Here is a 17113-nt window from a genome sequence, read left to right as displayed (position 1 = left end):
ACAGGAATAACCCCGCCACGACAGGACCTTACACCAGCAGGCCACATCCCTCCAGGGACGCGGCCTGTTCTTTTTGCACCCCCACCGGCCAGGCTCATCACAGCGATGTCCCTGGCCTTTCTTTTATCCACTGTTTAAGCAGGAGAACGAATGGAAAATAACGATGAAATTCACGTTGAGTATGACGATGAGATGCCTGCAGAGGAACACAACCCCCGCAGCATTCAGGCAATGGTGGGCTGGCTCTATGATAAAGCCGTCAGCGGGATTGCCGGGATCGAGTCGGCTGAAACCCTGGCAGAACGCTATCTCGCCGATGCGAAGGGAGATGTGATGAAAGCCGCCCACGCGATGATCCGCTGGGAGAGCGTCAAGGCGGGCAGTACCGGCTTTTTATCCTGTGTGGGCGGGGTGGTGGCGATGCCCGTCACGCTGCCGTTGAATATCACCAGCGTGCTGTTTCTCCAGACCCGACTGGTGGCAGCCATCGCCTGCCTTGGCAAACGCAATCTGGCTGACGAACGTATCCGGGCACTCGCCGGGCTGTGTCTGTGCGGTAACGCTGCCAAAGCGCTGTTGCAGGAAGTGGCGTTACAGGCGATGGACAACTGGACCCGGCCCTTCACACGGCAGATTGTGGAGAAAACCCTGGTGTTGATGGCTGCCCGTGCCGGTATGCGCACAGGCAGTCAGTTTATTCGTCTGGTGCCACTGGCCGGTGGCGTGGTTAGCGGGGCGGTGGATGTCACCACCACCCGCACAATTGGCCGCATTGCCTGCACCACGTTTCTGCCACCTTATCCGGGGCAACGGAAATCATGAGAAATCATCAGGTTCCCTCATTGCCGCAAGGGACGTTCACCCGCGCTCAGGCTGAAGCTATAGCCGCCGCATACATCAATATTGCTATCGAAGATGACCTGGGCACCCATTTGCGTCTGGTTATCCGCGATACCGACGACATGCTTATCTGGCGCGACTGGAATTTTGCCCCGGAGGCTGGCGTGATGCTCAACCGCTATATTGCCAGCAACGGCATCCCAATGGCCCCTGCAGCTGACGACAATTAAAGGTCGTTTCCACGACAGCAATAACAGCAATCACCACTACCACTATTTCCACCTCACAGCCACGCAGACCACCAGGCCATGCTTCCTTCCGGGGGGGCCTGTCTGCGTTTATGCCGTTAACCACAAGGATTTTTCATTATGCGATTAGCCAGCCGCTTTGGCCGCACTAACCAGATCCGCCGTGATCGTCCACTGACCCACGACGAATTACTCCAACATGTTCCCAGCGTTTTTGGCGAGGACAAACACGAATCCCGCTCGGATCGCTACTGCTATATTCCGACCATCACCCTGCTGGAGAACCTGCAGCGCGAAGGTTTTCAGCCGTTCTTCGCCTGCCAGTCGCGTGTTCGTGATCCTGATCGTCGGGAGCATACAAAGCATATGCTGCGACTGCGCCGCGCCGGTCAGATAAACGACCAGCAGGTGCCGGAAATCATCATCCTCAACAGCCATGATGGTGCATCAAGTTTTCAGCTGCTGCCGGGCATATTCCGCAGCGTTTGCACCAATTCCCTGGTCTGTGGGCAGTCGTTTGGCGAAATTCGCGTACCCCACCGGGGAAACGTGGTGGAGAGAGTTATTGAAGGCGCCTATGAGGTACTGGGAATATTTGACCAAGTGGAAGAAAAGCGCGAGGCCATGCAGTCGCTGTTACTCCCCCCACCGGCACAGCAGGCACTGGCGAAGGCTGCGCTGATGTATCGCTTTGGCGAAGAGCATCAGCCGGTAACCGAAGCGCAGGCGCTCTCCCCCCGTCGCTGGCAGGATGAGAAAAATGACCTCTGGACGGTCTTTAACCGCCTGCAGGAGAACCTGAGCAAGGGTGGATTGGTCGGACGCTCGGCACAGGGTAAGCGCAGCCGCACCCGAGCCGTCAACGGTATCGACGGTGACCTTAAACTGAACCGGGCCTTGTGGGTGATGGCGGAAGAACTGCAGCAGGCGCTGAGCTGATGCGGCACGCTCCAGCGAAAGAGATGTCGATGGCTATGCACAGTTCTGGCCACGCTCACATCTGAACGTACCGCTTGCTGATATTACCCGCCGGTAACACGGCACATCTGCTCCCCCAATTACACGACTCACATGCTCCCGCTCATCGGGAGTGCGCTGATGACCCTGACAAAAGGAAAACAACCATGACGGACATGATTCATCTTAACGATAACAACCTGTTGTATCCCTCTACCGGTGATGACTCCATACCGGTATTAGCCGCCACACTCGTTCCGGATGAACAACGAGTGGAATTCTGGCCGCAGTACTTTGGTAACATCCCACAATGGATAATCCTTGAGCCGCATATCTTCACCTGGATGGACCGCTTCTGCGCGGACTACAGCGGCGGCATCTGGCAGTTTTACACACTGAGCAACGGCGGTGCTTTTATGGCGCCGGAGATGGATGAGGATACCGATGAAAAATGGTCGCTGTTCAACACCATGAATGGTAACGGTGGTGAACTCAGCGTCGAAGCCGCCGGTATTGCCGTCTGTCTGATGACTTACAGCCACCACGCCATGCGCACCGAATGCGACGCCATGACGGAGCACTATTACCGTCTGCGAGACTACGCGCTCAACCACGCAGAATGCTGCGCCATCATGCACATCATCGACTGAGGAGCTCGTTATGGATACACAGTTACCGCTATTTGCCACTGAATTACCGGTATCCGCACAGCGCACCATCCGGGAGGCACTCATCCTGCTGGAGCATCAGCTTCGCGAGCCCGGCGTGGCATTTACTTCCAGCCATGCAGTACGTGACTGGTTACGCCTGCAGCTTGCCACACTGGAGCACGAAGAATTTACCGCGCTCTTCCTTGATAACCAACACAGGCTGATTGCGCATGAGACCCTCTTCACCGGCACCATTAACCATTTGCAGGTCCATCCACGGGAAGTGGTAAAGGCGGCACTGAAACATAACGCTGCCGCCATGCTCGCGGCGCACTGCCACCCTTCAGGGCACGCTGAGCCCAGCGAGGCAGACAGACGGATCACAGAACGTCTAAAACAAGCACTGGACTTGGTGGACATCCGTCTGCTGGACCATCTGGTTGTGGGCGGAATGGAGATCGTCTCGCTCGCTGAACGTGGCTGGTTGTAAGGAGAACCAGTGATGAAAATCATCCCTAAACGTCAGGCCATGGCGATTTACCGTCAGCATCCACAGGCCCGGTTGTTTCGTTTCTGTACCGGTAAATACAAATGGAGCGGCAGCATCTGCCATTACGCGGGTCGGGAGGTTCAGGACATCAGCGGTGTGCTGGCGGTTTTTGCTGAACGCCGTCAGGACCGTCATGGCCCGTATGTGGTTCTGCGCAGCGTCACACTTAATTAATCACTTACCATCACTGTTAAGGAGTGCTTAAATGTCCGATACTGAAAGTACCGATGCCGGGGCGATACCTCAGCACACAATCGCTTCCCCCTGGTGGGGGCTGAAGTGCGACACCACACCCTGTTTTGGTACCCGCTTGGTCCAGGAGGGCAATCAACTACACTTCCTGTCTGACCGGAGCAATTTCACAGGAACATTTCACGAAAGCGAAGCATTGCAGCTTAATCAGGCTTTTCCCCTGATGCTCAAACAGCTTGAGTTGATGTTGGTATCCGGTGAGCTCAACCCACGCCACCAGCACTGTGTCACGCTGTATCACAATGGTCTCATTTGCAAAGCGGACACGCTGGGCAGTTGTGGTTATATCTACCTCGCGATTTATCCGGGGGAACCGCCAGCAGCGTAATGACCAGACCTGCAACAGCATCCGGCAACACCATCACCTTCCTCGTTTCACCTCAGAAAGAGAACATCATGCAAACCCAATCTAACCCTGTACGGGCGGCAGAGTCCTGCCCGTCGCCTGTCGTCGTCTGGCAGACATTACTAACGCACTTGCTGGACCGCCACTACGGTCTGACGCTCAGCGATACGCCGTTTGGCAACGATGGCGTGATTCAGGAGCACATCGACGCGGGGATTTCGCTCTGTGATGCGGTGAACTTTATCGTCGAAAAGTACGATCTTGTCCGTATTGATCGTCGCAGTTTTAGTGCAGAAACATCGTCTCCGCTTATCGGTCGCATTGACATTCTTCGTGCCCGTAAAGCCTGTGGACTCATGACCCGCAACAGCTACAAAGCGGTTACCTACATCACTACCGGCAAATACAGCGAGATAACACGATGAAACTCTCCCTGACTGTAGAAGCCGATACCCGTTGAGCACCATTCACATCGATGCCTTTGGTGAACTGCTGCCGGGATTTGCGACCTTCGACTGGTAAATACCCTCTGTTCATTACCACAGGTATCCGGGGATGCTGGCTGTTGAGTAGGTGTAAAAGGTCATCTCTTTGGGGTGATGGCCTTTTAAATCTTCCACACTGATGACAAATTTCCATCTGAAAACACATATGTGTGTATTTACGCGTTTTTGTGTTTTAATGTCAGCCATCAACCTCATGGGAAGAGCGATGCCATGATACAGAACAACATCAAACAGCTTCGTACTCAACTGTCGATTACGCAGCGCGAGCTGGCGTATATGGTTGGCACCAGCCAACAGCAAATCCAGCGTATCGAAACCGGAAAGGTCGCAGCAAAGCTGGGCCTTGCACAGGCAATATGCAATGCCCTGGATAAGCCTTTAAATATCGTATTCCCGGAAAGCGATCAGTTGATTAACGATTTTCACAAGAAGCGCCGTAAAACCGATGAAGATCTTGAGACGATAGCCACAAGCGGTATTGAAATGGATGGAGGTCTCTGGACCGTAAAACTCTGGCTTCAGGGACAGCAGGACTATTTGTTGTTGCCCATTTCAGCTGCGGATAAGCGAAGGTTTTATTATTATTTTCAGGAAACAGCTAGCCCGAATATAGAGCGGTTCTTTCTCTTTGACTCGGACCAGTATCGCTATGCGTTAAATATGCGCGAAGTAGTATTTCACCAGTTCTTGTCTGATGGTCTACCGCCAATCGTTGCTGAAGAAGATGATGATTACGAAGACGATTATTTTAATGTCCATATCACCTTGGTGAACGGTGGCCCAGTGATTCCGCTGAGCGTTGAGCCTGATGCGCCGCAAAACGAAGAGGCGGATGATATCGGTCAGTTGAATACGTTCTTTGAAAAACTGGACTGCGAGCCTGAAACCACAGATCGTTATATGTTAACCGACGAAGATGGAGAAGATGCTTTTATCCGTATTGGTTCTATTGCCATGGTGCGAGTCGTACTTGACGCGCTGGAGCCTGTGGAAGAAGATGAAGAATAGTTTTTAGCTAGCTGTATTCACAGGGAATCGCGTTGAGTATACATGTGAGTATACACCGTGACCGCTTATTTTTATAAATTCATTTATTTCAAATGGTTATGGCGTAAATCGCGGTGCGGCCTTCGCACCGGTAGCCCAACAATAGGAATTAACGTTCAAAAAATCACCACTAACTTCTGTTCCAGATTTCACCATGGGTGTGCTGATTGAACCGGCAAAAACCGGGAGATGACTATACGGCTAAAAGAAATATTTATACTCGTTTTTCTGATATCCGTGCTGCTACTATCTGAGAATAGTAAAGGGCGAGTTACCGCCCCCATGTGCCACTCAGTTACGCCCGTTTTCCCCTCATCAGCTCTTTCCTCTCCACCATCTCTCCATCCTTAAAATACCTGCTCGGCCATAGCACTGATGGATGTAACCCCAGCGCTTCTGCTATCAAATACTCACCCTTCGGCCAGGGGCGCGTCAGCGCGTTCGCAAGTGTTGATGAGCTGAGCCCTGCCGAACGCGACAGGGCGGCGAGTGAGGTTCCTTTCTTGTGTAAACCCGCGATGATGTCTGCCGGGTGCCAGTCTGTTGTCATGATTCCCTCCTGACGGTGTAACGTTAAAATTTAACCTAACAACATCATGCTACGTAATTCGTAGTTCTGTATTCAAGATAAAAACTACGTTTATCGTAGTTTTGCGAGCGAGGTGTGATATCGCTGCAAGGTGCATGAAACAGGAGTTTTTTAGAAATTAACTGTATGTAACTACGTTTCTCGTAGTATCGGAAACACTAAAAAGCTACGACTATCGTAGCCATGAATGATACCGTGAATTATCAACGTATCTTTTGCGAGCGCCTGAAATCTGCGCGCCTGGCAAAAGGACTTTCTCAGAAGAAGCTTGGCATTCTGGCCGGGCTGGATGAGTTCGTCGCGAGTACGCGTATCAATCGCTATGAAAAGGGCGTGCATCAGGCGGGTACCGAGGTGGTTCATCAGTTGGCTTTAGCGCTGGATGTGCCTTCCGCCTATTTTTATGTTGCTGATGATCAGCTTGCACAGGTAGTACTGAGCTGGAATCAGCTAGATAACGACACTAGAGCAAAAATCATGTCCCTGGTCAGCTAACCATAATAGCTGCAACAGTATTTGATAAATAAGCTTTATTATCGTTCGATGCTATTATTTAGCCTCCATTCGGAATATCAATCTTAACCAGAGTACCTGAACAAAAGCACAATTTCTGCAGCCATTTTCCGGATGACGGCCCTGAATAGTTTTTTGCACGTAAGGGCTACTGAGATTCATAAAACCATAATCATCACTATTATCATCTCCTCTATTAATTAAAATTATGAATGTTTCTTCGATGTATATGTGGAAACTCACTTCATTATTATCACCTTAAAATAAATTGTTATTGCATTAGAACAGCTGGATTATCCATGGACTGTGCATAAATTAGGTCATTATGATTGCGTTTAACTTAGTATTTGTAAGGGATTACGCGATGGATACAGTAGAGGAGTTAAACGGAACATACTTCTATGCGGGGAGATCGAACCTGACTGCATCAGAACTCTTTTTTATGATTTTCTGTGAGACAACAGCGGATCATTTTGGGATTAATGATGTTGTAGCTGTAGTTGCACTTTACAGTGGGGTCAATAATCAGAAAACCAGGGTAAAGCCCAAAGGCGCAAAAGAGGGAACTTCACGGGTATCGAAAGCGATGAGGAAGTTTTTCAAAACGGCGAAATTTCCGTTCGGGATACGGCTCCCTACCTGGGTAGGAGGTTATACGCCATGGACAGCCGAACGTCGAATGGTGGCAAAGGTTAGTACCTTTATAGGGCGTACTATTCCCCTTGTAGGAGAAATTATTTTACTTACTGATGTCTCGCAGATCGCTTATCGCTCAATACGTGATTATAACCGGATAGCACGGGGTAAGGATAAATTATGGTAGATGACATTGAACAACGAATTTTTGCGCTGGCAAGACGCTATAACGGCGTTTATTTATTTAACAATGAGAAAAAGCAAAAGTTGTTAACAAGGGATACCGATCTGGACACTGGCATGCTTCTGGATGTTGGTGAAGCTGAAGATTTGATGGAGGAATTTTTTAAGGAGTTTCAGGTAGAACGAGGTAGCTTCAAGATTGAAACATATTACCCTGAAGAGCCTGTCTCGTGGAATCCTTTCAAGAAATTCCCACCGATTCCCGTTCCTGATTTCACCATCGGTATGCTGATTGAGTCGGCAAAAGCCGGTAAATGGTTATACGACTAATTGCAAGGAGCATAAAATATGGCGGTTCCAGTACATTTATTTTTGACCGATGACGGTGGTGCGGTTATTCGTGGTTCTTCTGATGTGGCACACCGCGAGGGAAGTATCGAGCTGAGAGGTTTGCACCATTGTCTGGCCATTCCCACCGATCCCATGACGGGGAAAGTGACCGGTACCCGCCAGCATTCACCTTTCCAGTTTACCAAAGAGCTTGATAGCTCCTCGCCGTATCTCTTTAAGGCTGCCGCTACAGGTCAGACGTTAAAATCTGCAGAGTTTCGCTTCTATCATATTAACTACGCAGGGCAAGAGGTGGAGTATTACCGAATCACACTGGAAAACGTCAAAGTGATTTCCGCCAGCCCGGTAATGCATGATACGCGAAGTTGTCCAGGTACTGGTCATATGGAAGACGTTGCACTGAACTACGAAAAGATCACCCATCTCTACAAAGACGGTAACCTGCTGGCGCACGACGCATGGAACGATCGCCCTACGGTATAGTGAAGGAGGGGGATCGTCCCCCTTTGCTTATTTTCGTTGATTGCTTAACCGTACAAGTATCGCTTCCCCCGAATTAACTTCTGACCTTCTACCATCTGTTAATTTCTTCGTACTACGCATTTATCTGAATCTAAAACCTAAGTTTTATTTTCCGATCCCCGTCCAGAATATCTACTTCAACCAACGTACTTAATACAAAAACGCGTTATGCTACTCCCGTTTTTAAGCATGTTTTCAATCATCAATCTTTGACGGAGAATACATGAACGTACAAGCAGATAATAACGATGAAATAAAACCTCGCCGTCGTTTTTTAAAAGGGGCAGGGGTGTTAGCAGCCGCTGCGGTGCTGGTGCCACAGGCGAGGGCGGAGAGTGGAAAAGTGCTAAAAGTTAATCTGAATATGCCGAATGCCATGCTGGAAGGAAGCGCGCAGGGCTTTCCTGCGCAGGGGCTGGAACCCACTCATCAGCAATCGGTTGATTTCCTGCGCGCGGCTAACAACGTGGGCAAACGCTCGATGGCGCTGGGGCATCACCCGTTCGGCGCGGTGCTGGTAGGGCCGGATCAGCGCACCATTTTACTCACCCAGGGTAATCAGGGGTCGGTGCTTCACGCTGAAGCCACGCTTGCGCGAATGGCCGCCGGAAACTATACGCCGGAGTTTCTCTGGGGCTGCACCTTATATACCTCGGTGGAGCCATGCTGTATGTGCGCCGGAACAATTTACTGGGCCAATATTGGTCGGGTGGTGTATGGCATGACGGAAGAACAGCTGCTGGAATTAACCGGTGATAATAAAGAGAACCCGACCATGAGTATTCCTTCCCGATATGTTTTTGCCCACGGGCAAAAGGCGGTAAAAGTGCTTGGCCCGGTTCCTGAAATCATGACGGAAATAGTCGATCTGCAGCGTCAGTTCTGGAACAGAAACTAACTCAATAACCTGTGCTTATTCCGGGAAGGGCCTGAAGATGACCGGGGCCTTCTCGCTCACCGGGATTGAAGTGCCGGGAGACGGATCGTCTGGCGAACGACGTGCGAAGCAGATCTATTTTTTAACAAAAATGTGACAAACATTCTATACATATAACATATTATCTTTTATAAATTTCTCTGTTTCACCTGCGAAGCAACCACAACAGAGAAAGACATATGGAACAGACATCTGGCAAGAAAAACGATGTAATTCATAACGATAATAAACCGCAGTTCAATCGCTCCATCGGCCTCATCTCTAACTTTGCGTTGGGGTTCACCTACCTTTCGCCGCTCACCGCGGTGTACTCCCTGTTTGCGCTGGCGGTCACGCTGGCGGGCCCACCGGCGGTATGGTGGATCCTGATCGTCGCCTGCGGGCAGCTCCTCGTGGCGCTGGTGTTTGGCGAAGTGGCCTCGCAGTACCCGATAACCGGCGGTCTGTACCCGTGGGCGCGCCGTCTGTGGGGCAAAAAATACGCGTGGATCGCCGCGTGGATCTACCTGTGGGCGCTGGTCGTCACCGTTACCTCCATTGCCGAATACACCTCCACGTTCGTCGCCTCGCTGTTCCACTTTGCCACTTCGCCGGGCAACATGCTGATGACCTCGGTCGTGCTGCTGCTGGTGATGATGGCGGTGAACATGTCGGGCACCAAAAACCTCGCCCGGGTGGCGAAAATCGGCTTCTGGTGCGAAATCGTCAGCGTCATCGCGTTGGGTATCTATCTGCTGATCTTCCACCGCTCGCAGCCGTTCTCGGTGGTGTTTGATTCCATGGGCGTGCTGGCGAAAGACGGCAGCTACCAGACGGCGTTTATGTCCGCCGCGCTGATGGGTCTGTTCATGTTCTTCGGCTTCGAGGCCTGCGGCAACGTGGCGGAAGAGGTGAAAAACCCCGGCAAGAAGATCCCGGTGGCGATGATCCTGAGCATCGTGTTTGGCGCGATCTCGGCGATCATCTCGGTGCTGGGCTATCTGCTCTCTTCGCCGAATCTGGTGAATATCGTCAACGGCAAAACCGCCGATCCTATCCCGGTTATCCTTAACGAAGCGCTGGGGCCGACCGGGGCAACGGTGTTTATCGTCGTGGCGATCGTCGCCATGCTGTCGTGCATCCTGTCGCTGCAGGCGGCGCTGAGCCGTTTGATCTTCTCCTTCTCGCGCGACCAGATGTTACCGGGCAGCAAGTGGATGTCGACGCTGTCGAAAAACAGCGTGCCGGATAACGCGATGATCGTCAGCTGCCTGCTGCCGGTGCTTATCTGCGTGTGGGTCTACTTCCAGCCGGATAATCTGTCGCGCATCACCGCCTTCGCGGTTATCGGGATCTATATCTCCTTCCAGATGGTGGTGCTAGCGGCGTTGCGTCAGCGTCTGAAGGGCTGGAAACCGGCCGGGGAGTGGACCGTGGGCGCGTGGGGCATGCTGGTGAACGTGCTGGCGCTGGCCTATGGCGTCTGCGGGATCTGGCTGCTGGCGCAGCCGGCGGAGAGCAGCAGCTTTATCGACCGCTGGACGGTGCTGGTAGGGCTTGCGATCGTCGTGCTGACAGGGCTGCTGTATATGGCGCTGGCCCGCCCGTTTGGGCGTTCGAATGCGCCGGAAAATGATGCGATTGCCTATGCGAAGCAGCTCAACGCGGAAGTGTAGTTTTAGCTTTGCCTGATGCGCTGCGCTTATCAGGCCTACGTGAATGTAGGTCGGGTAAGCGTAGCGCACCCGACAACTCCACTTCTAGAGCTGATACAAACGGAAATAATCGCTCTGATAGCACTGCTGCAGTTCGCCGGTATCCAGCAAATCCCCCACCCGGTAACGGGGCCAGGTTGAGAAGAAAATCCGCTTATCGAGGTTGGTCAGCACGACCCGCTGCTGGCGGGCGTAGGGGAGCAGTTCGTCTTCAATGCGGCTCACCAGCATGTCGATGGCGGCAACGCCCATAAACTGCCCTTTGCTGTACACCGGCACCGCCGAGGTGAGAGTGTAGGAGGTGTTGCAGATATAGTCGACGTACGGCCCGTGAATATAGGCCCGGCCGTCCGGCGGCGAGTGGCGAAACCACTCGAAGGTGCGGAAATCAAGGCGCTGCTGGGTGGCCTGGTCAAGTTCCAGGTTAACCTGCTCCACGCCGTCGGCGCGTTTGTACCACCACTCCAGTACCCAGAACTCCTGGCTGGTGGGCGTGCTGGCGATATGGCTGGCGAACCCGGCGCCAGAGCAGTAGGGCGTCTGGCTGAGCGAGGTTTTGATGTGTTGCTGGAGAACGGTTTTCACCGACGGCAGCAAAAACATGTCCGTAGAGCTGCCGGGCTGTTCGGCGACGGAGTGCTGGATCTCCCGCGCCAGAGCGACGGTGGCCTCCACGGTGGAACGGGTAATGTCCTCAATCTTGTCGGTCATCGCCCTGAGGGCGTCGGGTAAGCGCATCGTCATTCCTGCCTTCGCTCATTGCTCTTCAGTTTTCGTTATATTTAATTTTGTTTTCAATAAGATGGAACGTAAAAGTATCAATCAACTGGGTGGCCGCCTGCACGGAACCGGCTTCGTCGTGGCGAGAGAGTGCCGCGCTCAGCGATTCATACAAACTGACCACCTGCTGGTGGATCTCGTCGGAGCGGTACAGCACCGCCACCAGAGAGGCCCACTCGGCCTGTAGCTGCAGCTCCTGGCTTGCCAGCCGCGCGGAGTGCGAGTTGGCGGCAATCGTCAGCAGGCAGCGCATGTCGGCCTGGGTTTTCAGCTCCGGCGTGTTCGCCGCTTTCAGTACCCCGACAAACTCCTGTAGCCGCGCCATGTCAGTTTCCGTCATCCGTCGCGACGCCAGGCGGGCGCTGTGGCTGATAACCGCGCAGTGCATCTCGCCAAGGTCGGAGAGATAGTCGGTGCTGATGGTGCGAAACGGGTGCAGGTCGCCGTTCGCGGCGGCGCGCTTCTCACACACAAAGCTGCCGCCGTTGCGGCCACGCACCGTGTGGATGAGGTTGTTCGCCCTCAGCGTATTCAGCGCTTCCCGGATGGTGATGTGGGAAACGCCCATCATTTTTGCCAGATCGGCCTCGTTGGGCAGCTGTTCATGCGGCTCAAGCAGGCCGGTAATAATGGCGTTAGACAGTCGCTGGACTATCTGATCGGAACGGCTGACCTGTCCGATTGGCGCAAAGATGACGGCATGAGTAATCATAATTTTTTTGTGAATATCTCCCTGAAACAGCCCCATTCTTAACATATGCCCGCTATGCAGGCGAGGGGAGAATGGCGGCGCGATCCTCGTCCCGGGAAGGTGCGTTCCCGTTAATGATATGTGAAAATTAAGTTAAAAATGCGATGTGCTTCATGTTGTCAATGTTACATGATTGAAAGCCAATTATTCTAAATATATTAACTAAGATACTTTATGATTTAACGGCTGGAGACAGTGATGAGAACCCTGAAGCATTTCATTAACGGGCAGTATGTAGAAGGTCGGCAGGACAATCTGTTTGCGCTGGTAAGCCCGGTGGATGGCGAAACCTATGCGCTGTCTCCGGACGGCGGCGAGCAGGAGGTGGAGCAGGCCTATGCGGCGGCGAAGTCGGCGTTTGCAGTCTGGAAAACCTCAACCCCCTCAGAGCGGCAGAAAGCGCTGCTGAAGCTTGCCGATGAAATCGAGCGCAACGTCGAGCGTCTGGCGCTGGCCCAGAGCCAGGAGACCGGGCAGCTGCGTCATTTTATTGAAAAAGAAGAGATAGCGGCCTCCTGCGATGCCATTCGCTTTTTCGCCGGTGCCGCCCGCTGCCTGGAGGGGAAAGCCTCCGGGGAGTACGCCCACGGTTTTACCTCAACCATTCGCCGCGAGCCGCTGGGGATCGTCGGCCAGGTCACGCCGTGGAACTACCCGTTCATGATGGCGGTGTGGAAAATTGCCCCGGCGCTGGCGGCGGGTAACACCGTGGTGCTGAAGCCGAGTGACACCACGCCCATCAGCACACTGATGCTGGCTGAGCTGGCGGCGCCGCTGTTCCCGCAGGGGGCGTTCAACGTGGTGCTGGGCAAGGCCGGAACCGGCTCGCTGATAGTCTCAAGCCCGAAGGCGTCGCTGGTCTCAATCACCGGTTCGGTACGCGCGGGCCTGCAGGTGGCGGCCTCTGCGGCAGCTAACCTGACCAAAGCGCATTTAGAGCTGGGGGGGAAAGCGCCGGTGGTGGTTTTTGCTGATGCGGATTTGGATCGCGCGGTGGAGTTCATCACTACCGCCGGGTTCTTCAACGCCGGTCAGGACTGCACCGCAGCCACACGCCTGCTGGTGGAGGAGTCTGCATATCCGGCCTTCCTCGAAAAGCTGGTGCAAAAAACCAAAACCATTACCTTCGGCACTCCGGACAACCGCGATGCGCTGTACGGCGCGCTGAACAGCCGCAATCAGCTGGAGCAGGTTAAAGGTTTTATCGATCGCCTGCCGGCGCACGCCCGTATTGAAACCGGCGGTCGTCCGGGGTCAGGCCCGGGCTTCTATTTTGAACCGACGATTATCTCCGGCCTGCAGCAGCACGACGAGGCCATTCAGCATGAGGTGTTTGGCCCGGTGATGACCATTCAGGCGTTCACCACCGAGGAGGAGGCGTTGCACAAAGCCAACGACGTGGAGTATGGCCTTGCCGCCAGCGTCTGGACCAGCAACCATGGCCGCGCCCAGCGTTTCAGCATCGGGCTCGATTTCGGCACCGTGTGGATCAACAACCATATCCCGCTGTGCGCCGAGATGCCGCACGGGGGCTTCAAGAAGTCCGGTTATGGCAAAGATCTCTCATCTTATTCACTTGATGAGTATACTCGAGTGAAACATATCATGTGTGATATCAACGAATAACAAGGACACTCATGGCGATTACCAGACGCGACTTCCTTAACGGTGTGGCCATTACCATCGCGGCGGGGTTAACCCCGCTCGATCTGGTTCGGGCGGCAGGCAAAGCGGGCGCGGTGATTCATGGCGAATATTATCCGCCCGCGTTGACCGGCCTGCGCGGCAACCACCCCGGCTCCTTTGAAATGGCGCATGCGCTGGGTCGGGAGCATGAAAACTTTGCTCTTGATGGCCTGCCCGTCGAGGAAGAGTACGATCTGGTTATCGTCGGCGGCGGCATCAGCGGCCTCGCCGCCGCCTGTTTCTGGCAGCAGCTGGCAGGAAAAGAGAGCAAAATCCTGGTGCTGGATAACCACGACGATTTTGGCGGTCACGCCAAGCGCAACGAATTCACCGTTGAGGGTAAAACCCTTATCGGCTACGGCGGCAGCGAGGCGTTTCAGTCGCCAGCCAATAATTTCAGCCCGGTGGTGAACAAGCTGATGGCGGATCTCGGCATCAGCGTCAGCCGCATGAAAGCCGGTTTTGACGTCAATTTCTATCCGGACCATCAGCTCAGCCGCGGCGTGTTCTTTGATAAGAAGCACTTCGGCGAGACGAAAATTGTCAGCGGTGACCCGGGGCGCGCGGTGTCGGACGATATCCCGCACGACCGCCTGAACGGTCGCCCCATCGAGGCGTTCATCAACGACTTCCCGCTGAGTGAGGAAGATCGCAAGGCGCTGATTACGCTGCACGTGAATCCCTCCGACTACCTGCCGGGGATGACGGTTGAAGAGAAAAGCGCATGGCTCGATGGCCACAGTTATCACGAGTTCCTCAGTGAGAAAGTGGGTTTAAGCAAGATGGCGCTGCTCTATTTCCAGCAGCGTTCGAATGACTTTTTCGCTATCGGCATCGAGGGGATCTCCTGCGCTGACGCCCGCGCCTGCGCCCTGCCGGGGATGGAGGGCATGGGCCTGCCACCGCTCGACGGTGAAGCGCTGGCCGATCTCGAAGAGCCCTACGTGTACCACTTCCCGGACGGTAACGCCGGGCTGACGCGCCTGATGATCCGCCATCTGATCCCGCAGGCGCTGCCTGGGAGCACGATGGAAGACTCCATCACTTCGCGCCTCGACTACTCGACCCTCGACAAGCCGCAAAACCCGGCGCGTATTCGCCTGAATAGCGTGGTGGTTAACGCCGCCAATACCGACGACGGCGTGGTCGTCACCTACCTGAACGACGGCAAGCCGCACCGCGTGCGCGGACGTAACGCGGTGATGGCGGGCTACAACATGATGGTGCCGTACCTGGTGCCGGAAACCCCGGAAGAGCAGAAAGACGATCTGCGTCTCAACGTGAAAGCGCCGCTGGTGTACACCAACGTGGTAGTGAAAAACTGGCAGCCGTTTATGAAGCTGGGGATCCACGAATTCTATTCTCCCGCTGCTCCGTACAGCCGCGTGAAGCTGGACTATCCGGTAAGCCTCGGGAGCTATCAGCATCCGCAGTCGCCGGACGAACCGATGGTGCTGCATATGGTGTACGTGCCGACCTACCCCGGCAGCAACATGAGCGCCCGCGAGCAGTTCCGCAAAGGGCGTGCGTTCCTGCTGGGAACCTCTTTTGATGCTCACGAAAAGATGATCCGCGATCAGCTGCAGGAGATGCTCGGCAGCGCCGGATTTGACCACGAGCGTGATATCGCCGCCATTACCGTCAACCGCTGGGCGCACGGCTATGCTTATTACGCCAACGCGCTGTTTGACGATATGGACAAACAGGCCGAAATCGTCGAGCGGGCGCGAAAACCCGTCGGGCGTATCGCCATCGCCAACTCGGATTCCGACTGGAGCGCCTATGCCCACGCGGCAATCGATCAGGCCTGGCGCGCGGTTAACGAACTTAAGGCTATGGGGTGACATCATGCGTACTGGACTGATTCTTGCCGGCCTGCTGTTCTCGGCGGTAAGCCACGCCGCACTTCCACAAGGGGAGTACGTTGCCCGCGTTGCCGACTGTATGGCCTGCCACACCGCCGAGGGCGGGGAGGCCAACGCCGGTGGCAAAAGGTTTCCCACTCCGGTAGGGGACATTTTCTCCACTAACATTACGCCGGACAAAACCCATGGTATCGGCAACTACAGCTATGAAGATTTCGAAAAAGCCGTTCGTCAGGGGATAGCGAAAGACGGGCACCCGCTGTACCCGGCGATGCCGTATCCGTCGTACGCCAGAATGTCGGATAAAGACGTGAAGGCGCTGTATGACTATTTCATGCATGACGTACCGCCTTCCGCCACCGCTAACCGTGAAAGCGAGATCCCGTGGCCGCTCTCCGCCCGCTGGCCGCTGCACATCTGGAATGCGCTGTATGCCGACACGCCCGCCGACGTGAAGGCGGCTGACGACGACGGCGATCTGGTGAAACGTGGGGCGTACCTTGTACAGGGCGCTGGGCACTGCGGGGCCTGCCATACCCCGCGCGGCGCGGCAATGAACGAAGAAGCCTACGACGACAGCGATCCGGCGTACCTCAGCGGGGCGATGATTGACGGCTGGTATGCGCCGTCGCTGCGCACCATTAACATGCCGCCGGAAGAGCTGAAGGCGCTGCTGCTTACAGGGCGCAGTAAACATGCGGCGATTTCTGGCTCGATGGTCGAGGTGGTTGAGCAGAGTACTCAGTACCTGACCGACAACGACGCCAACGCCATCGTCCACTACCTGCTGAGCCTCAACCGCAGCAGCGCAGCACCGTCGCCGATGCCGCCGCTGGCGGATGTACCCTCGAATCTGGACGGTAAAACGCTTTATATGCGCTACTGTTCTACCTGTCACGGCCCGTCAGGGCAGGGTACCGATGATAACGTGCCGGCGCTCAGCGGTAACCCGATGCTGCAGGTGGCGGACCCAACGCCGCTCATCCGGGTGATAGCGCAGGGGGCTGAAACCCCGAACACCAAAGGCAGCGTCTCGTTCCGTATGCCTGCCTATGGCGACGTGATGAGCGACGACGATATTCGCGACGTCACCAACTACCTCAGAGAGAGCTGGGGCAACGGCGCGCCGGAGGTGAACAGCAACGACGTTAACAAGGTGATAAAACAAACGTCACCTTAGGTGCCGAAAGGTTGACCGCTGACAAGGCAA

At 54.5% G+C, this 17113-nt stretch carries 21 protein-coding genes; 18 read left to right on the top strand and 3 right to left on the bottom strand.

The genetic code is table 11. From position 1 onward, the window contains the following. Positions 1 to 150: 150 nt before the first annotated feature. From GYRE_RS01710 to GYRE_RS01670, 9 genes are all read left to right on the top strand, one after another. Positions 151 to 822, top strand: a complete 672-nt coding sequence (locus GYRE_RS01710) for a hypothetical protein (RefSeq protein WP_038252474.1) — start codon at positions 151 to 153, stop codon at positions 820 to 822. Then, positions 819 to 1070, top strand: a complete 252-nt coding sequence (locus tag GYRE_RS01705; RefSeq protein WP_038252472.1) for a DUF905 family protein — start codon at positions 819 to 821, stop codon at positions 1068 to 1070. The genes GYRE_RS01710 and GYRE_RS01705 overlap by 4 nt, the downstream gene beginning before the upstream one ends. Positions 1071 to 1208: 138 nt before the next feature. After that, entirely contained in the window at positions 1209 to 2027 is an 819-nt protein-coding gene (locus GYRE_RS01700; protein WP_038252470.1) for a DUF932 domain-containing protein, read from the top strand. 185 nt (positions 2028 to 2212) lie between these two features. Continuing rightward, positions 2213 to 2695: an antirestriction protein gene (locus GYRE_RS01695; RefSeq protein ID WP_038252469.1), complete on the top strand. Its 483-nt coding sequence runs from the start codon at positions 2213 to 2215 to the stop codon at positions 2693 to 2695. 10 nt (positions 2696 to 2705) lie between these two features. Then, positions 2706 to 3185, top strand: coding sequence for a RadC family protein (gene radC / locus GYRE_RS01690; protein WP_038252466.1), 480 nt, complete (start codon positions 2706 to 2708; stop codon positions 3183 to 3185). A 12-nt stretch (positions 3186 to 3197) separates the two neighbouring features. Beyond that, on the top strand, positions 3198 to 3419 hold the full coding sequence (locus GYRE_RS01685) for a DUF987 domain-containing protein (RefSeq protein ID WP_038252463.1): 222 nt from the start codon (positions 3198 to 3200) through the stop codon (positions 3417 to 3419). 31 nt (positions 3420 to 3450) lie between these two features. Then, positions 3451 to 3825, top strand: coding sequence for a type IV toxin-antitoxin system YeeU family antitoxin (locus GYRE_RS01680; protein WP_038252461.1), 375 nt, complete (start codon positions 3451 to 3453; stop codon positions 3823 to 3825). A gap of 68 nt (positions 3826 to 3893) precedes the next feature. Further along, positions 3894 to 4268, top strand: a complete 375-nt coding sequence (locus tag GYRE_RS01675; protein ID WP_038252597.1) for a TA system toxin CbtA family protein — start codon at positions 3894 to 3896, stop codon at positions 4266 to 4268. Positions 4269 to 4559: 291 nt separating this feature from the next. Then, complete coding sequence (locus tag GYRE_RS01670; protein ID WP_038252458.1) at positions 4560 to 5357, top strand: helix-turn-helix transcriptional regulator; 798 nt, start codon at positions 4560 to 4562, stop codon at positions 5355 to 5357. 334 nt (positions 5358 to 5691) lie between these two features. Here the strand turns inward: GYRE_RS01670 and GYRE_RS01665 are convergent, their stop codons facing one another. Continuing rightward, positions 5692 to 5946 (bottom strand): helix-turn-helix domain-containing protein, encoded by a 255-nt coding sequence (locus GYRE_RS01665; RefSeq protein ID WP_038252456.1) that lies wholly within the window; start codon positions 5944 to 5946, stop codon positions 5692 to 5694. 222 nt (positions 5947 to 6168) lie between these two features. On the opposite strand from GYRE_RS01665, the gene GYRE_RS01660 reads away from it, so the two are divergent. The 6 genes from GYRE_RS01660 (at position 6169) to GYRE_RS01635 (ending at position 10782) form a co-directional block, all read left to right on the top strand. Beyond that, positions 6169 to 6480, top strand: coding sequence for a helix-turn-helix domain-containing protein (locus GYRE_RS01660; protein WP_038252454.1), 312 nt, complete (start codon positions 6169 to 6171; stop codon positions 6478 to 6480). Between the two features lie 382 nt (positions 6481 to 6862). Beyond that, complete coding sequence (locus GYRE_RS01655) at positions 6863 to 7321, top strand: STM2901 family protein (protein WP_038252595.1); 459 nt, start codon at positions 6863 to 6865, stop codon at positions 7319 to 7321. Further along, positions 7315 to 7647 (top strand): DUF1493 family protein, encoded by a 333-nt coding sequence (locus GYRE_RS01650; protein WP_038252452.1) that lies wholly within the window; start codon positions 7315 to 7317, stop codon positions 7645 to 7647. Before GYRE_RS01655 ends, GYRE_RS01650 begins: the two co-directional genes overlap by 7 nt. An 18-nt stretch (positions 7648 to 7665) precedes the next feature. Beyond that, positions 7666 to 8151 (top strand): Hcp family type VI secretion system effector, encoded by a 486-nt coding sequence (locus tag GYRE_RS01645; protein WP_038252451.1) that lies wholly within the window; start codon positions 7666 to 7668, stop codon positions 8149 to 8151. Between the two features lie 262 nt (positions 8152 to 8413). Next, positions 8414 to 9088 (top strand): nucleoside deaminase, encoded by a 675-nt coding sequence (locus tag GYRE_RS01640; protein WP_112471441.1) that lies wholly within the window; start codon positions 8414 to 8416, stop codon positions 9086 to 9088. A gap of 218 nt (positions 9089 to 9306) precedes the next feature. Next, entirely contained in the window at positions 9307 to 10782 is a 1476-nt protein-coding gene (locus GYRE_RS01635) for an APC family permease (protein ID WP_006816919.1), read from the top strand. 84 nt (positions 10783 to 10866) lie between these two features. Here the strand turns inward: GYRE_RS01635 and GYRE_RS01630 are convergent, their stop codons facing one another. After that, a complete protein-coding gene (locus GYRE_RS01630) occupies positions 10867 to 11559 on the bottom strand; it encodes a cache domain-containing protein (RefSeq protein WP_038252450.1) in 693 nt (230 codons plus the stop codon). Between the two features lie 28 nt (positions 11560 to 11587). After that, positions 11588 to 12313: a FadR/GntR family transcriptional regulator gene (locus GYRE_RS01625; protein WP_038252590.1), complete on the bottom strand. Its 726-nt coding sequence runs from the start codon at positions 12311 to 12313 to the stop codon at positions 11588 to 11590. A 237-nt stretch (positions 12314 to 12550) separates the two neighbouring features. Here GYRE_RS01625 and GYRE_RS01620 point away from each other — a divergent pair, with 237 nt between their 5' ends. From GYRE_RS01620 to GYRE_RS01610, 3 genes are read left to right on the top strand one after another with little or no spacing between them, the layout of a single operon-like run. Further along, a complete protein-coding gene (locus tag GYRE_RS01620) occupies positions 12551 to 13978 on the top strand; it encodes a gamma-aminobutyraldehyde dehydrogenase (RefSeq protein ID WP_006816922.1) in 1428 nt (475 codons plus the stop codon). A gap of 11 nt (positions 13979 to 13989) precedes the next feature. Continuing rightward, positions 13990 to 15882, top strand: a complete 1893-nt coding sequence (locus tag GYRE_RS01615) for an NAD(P)/FAD-dependent oxidoreductase (protein WP_006816923.1) — start codon at positions 13990 to 13992, stop codon at positions 15880 to 15882. 4 nt (positions 15883 to 15886) lie between these two features. After that, positions 15887 to 17083 (top strand): cytochrome c, encoded by a 1197-nt coding sequence (locus GYRE_RS01610; RefSeq protein ID WP_038252447.1) that lies wholly within the window; start codon positions 15887 to 15889, stop codon positions 17081 to 17083. Positions 17084 to 17113 lie beyond the last annotated feature (30 nt).

The organism is Yokenella regensburgei ATCC 49455 (assembly GCF_000735455.1).
In the GTDB taxonomy this organism is placed as follows: Bacteria; Pseudomonadota; Gammaproteobacteria; order Enterobacterales; family Enterobacteriaceae; genus Yokenella; species Yokenella regensburgei.
Note: the sequence above shows the minus strand (reverse complement) of the source record. Positions and strands in the feature narration are given on the sequence as shown.

What these genes read in the sequence shown, in the direction of transcription:
- GYRE_RS01645 (WP_038252451.1), top strand. Translation starts at nt 7,666, where the DNA reads ATGGCGGTTCCAGTACATTTATTTTTGACCGATGACGGTGGTGCGGTT.
- GYRE_RS01640 (WP_112471441.1), top strand. Translation starts at nt 8,414, where the DNA reads ATGAACGTACAAGCAGATAATAACGATGAAATAAAACCTCGCCGTCGT.
- GYRE_RS01630 (WP_038252450.1), bottom strand. Translation starts at nt 11,559, where the DNA reads ATGCGCTTACCCGACGCCCTCAGGGCGATGACCGACAAGATTGAGGAC.
- GYRE_RS01710 (WP_038252474.1), top strand. Translation starts at nt 151, where the DNA reads ATGGAAAATAACGATGAAATTCACGTTGAGTATGACGATGAGATGCCT.
- radC (WP_038252466.1), top strand. Translation starts at nt 2,706, where the DNA reads ATGGATACACAGTTACCGCTATTTGCCACTGAATTACCGGTATCCGCA.
- GYRE_RS01610 (WP_038252447.1), top strand. Translation starts at nt 15,887, where the DNA reads ATGCGTACTGGACTGATTCTTGCCGGCCTGCTGTTCTCGGCGGTAAGC.
- GYRE_RS01620 (WP_006816922.1), top strand. Translation starts at nt 12,551, where the DNA reads ATGAGAACCCTGAAGCATTTCATTAACGGGCAGTATGTAGAAGGTCGG.
- GYRE_RS01685 (WP_038252463.1), top strand. Translation starts at nt 3,198, where the DNA reads ATGAAAATCATCCCTAAACGTCAGGCCATGGCGATTTACCGTCAGCAT.
- GYRE_RS01655 (WP_038252595.1), top strand. Translation starts at nt 6,863, where the DNA reads ATGGATACAGTAGAGGAGTTAAACGGAACATACTTCTATGCGGGGAGA.
- GYRE_RS01615 (WP_006816923.1), top strand. Translation starts at nt 13,990, where the DNA reads ATGGCGATTACCAGACGCGACTTCCTTAACGGTGTGGCCATTACCATC.
- GYRE_RS01705 (WP_038252472.1), top strand. Translation starts at nt 819, where the DNA reads ATGAGAAATCATCAGGTTCCCTCATTGCCGCAAGGGACGTTCACCCGC.
- GYRE_RS01660 (WP_038252454.1), top strand. Translation starts at nt 6,169, where the DNA reads ATGAATGATACCGTGAATTATCAACGTATCTTTTGCGAGCGCCTGAAA.
- GYRE_RS01700 (WP_038252470.1), top strand. Translation starts at nt 1,209, where the DNA reads ATGCGATTAGCCAGCCGCTTTGGCCGCACTAACCAGATCCGCCGTGAT.
- GYRE_RS01695 (WP_038252469.1), top strand. Translation starts at nt 2,213, where the DNA reads ATGACGGACATGATTCATCTTAACGATAACAACCTGTTGTATCCCTCT.
- GYRE_RS01680 (WP_038252461.1), top strand. Translation starts at nt 3,451, where the DNA reads ATGTCCGATACTGAAAGTACCGATGCCGGGGCGATACCTCAGCACACA.
- GYRE_RS01635 (WP_006816919.1), top strand. Translation starts at nt 9,307, where the DNA reads ATGGAACAGACATCTGGCAAGAAAAACGATGTAATTCATAACGATAAT.
- GYRE_RS01625 (WP_038252590.1), bottom strand. Translation starts at nt 12,313, where the DNA reads ATGATTACTCATGCCGTCATCTTTGCGCCAATCGGACAGGTCAGCCGT.
- GYRE_RS01670 (WP_038252458.1), top strand. Translation starts at nt 4,560, where the DNA reads ATGATACAGAACAACATCAAACAGCTTCGTACTCAACTGTCGATTACG.
- GYRE_RS01665 (WP_038252456.1), bottom strand. Translation starts at nt 5,946, where the DNA reads ATGACAACAGACTGGCACCCGGCAGACATCATCGCGGGTTTACACAAG.
- GYRE_RS01650 (WP_038252452.1), top strand. Translation starts at nt 7,315, where the DNA reads ATGGTAGATGACATTGAACAACGAATTTTTGCGCTGGCAAGACGCTAT.
- GYRE_RS01675 (WP_038252597.1), top strand. Translation starts at nt 3,894, where the DNA reads ATGCAAACCCAATCTAACCCTGTACGGGCGGCAGAGTCCTGCCCGTCG.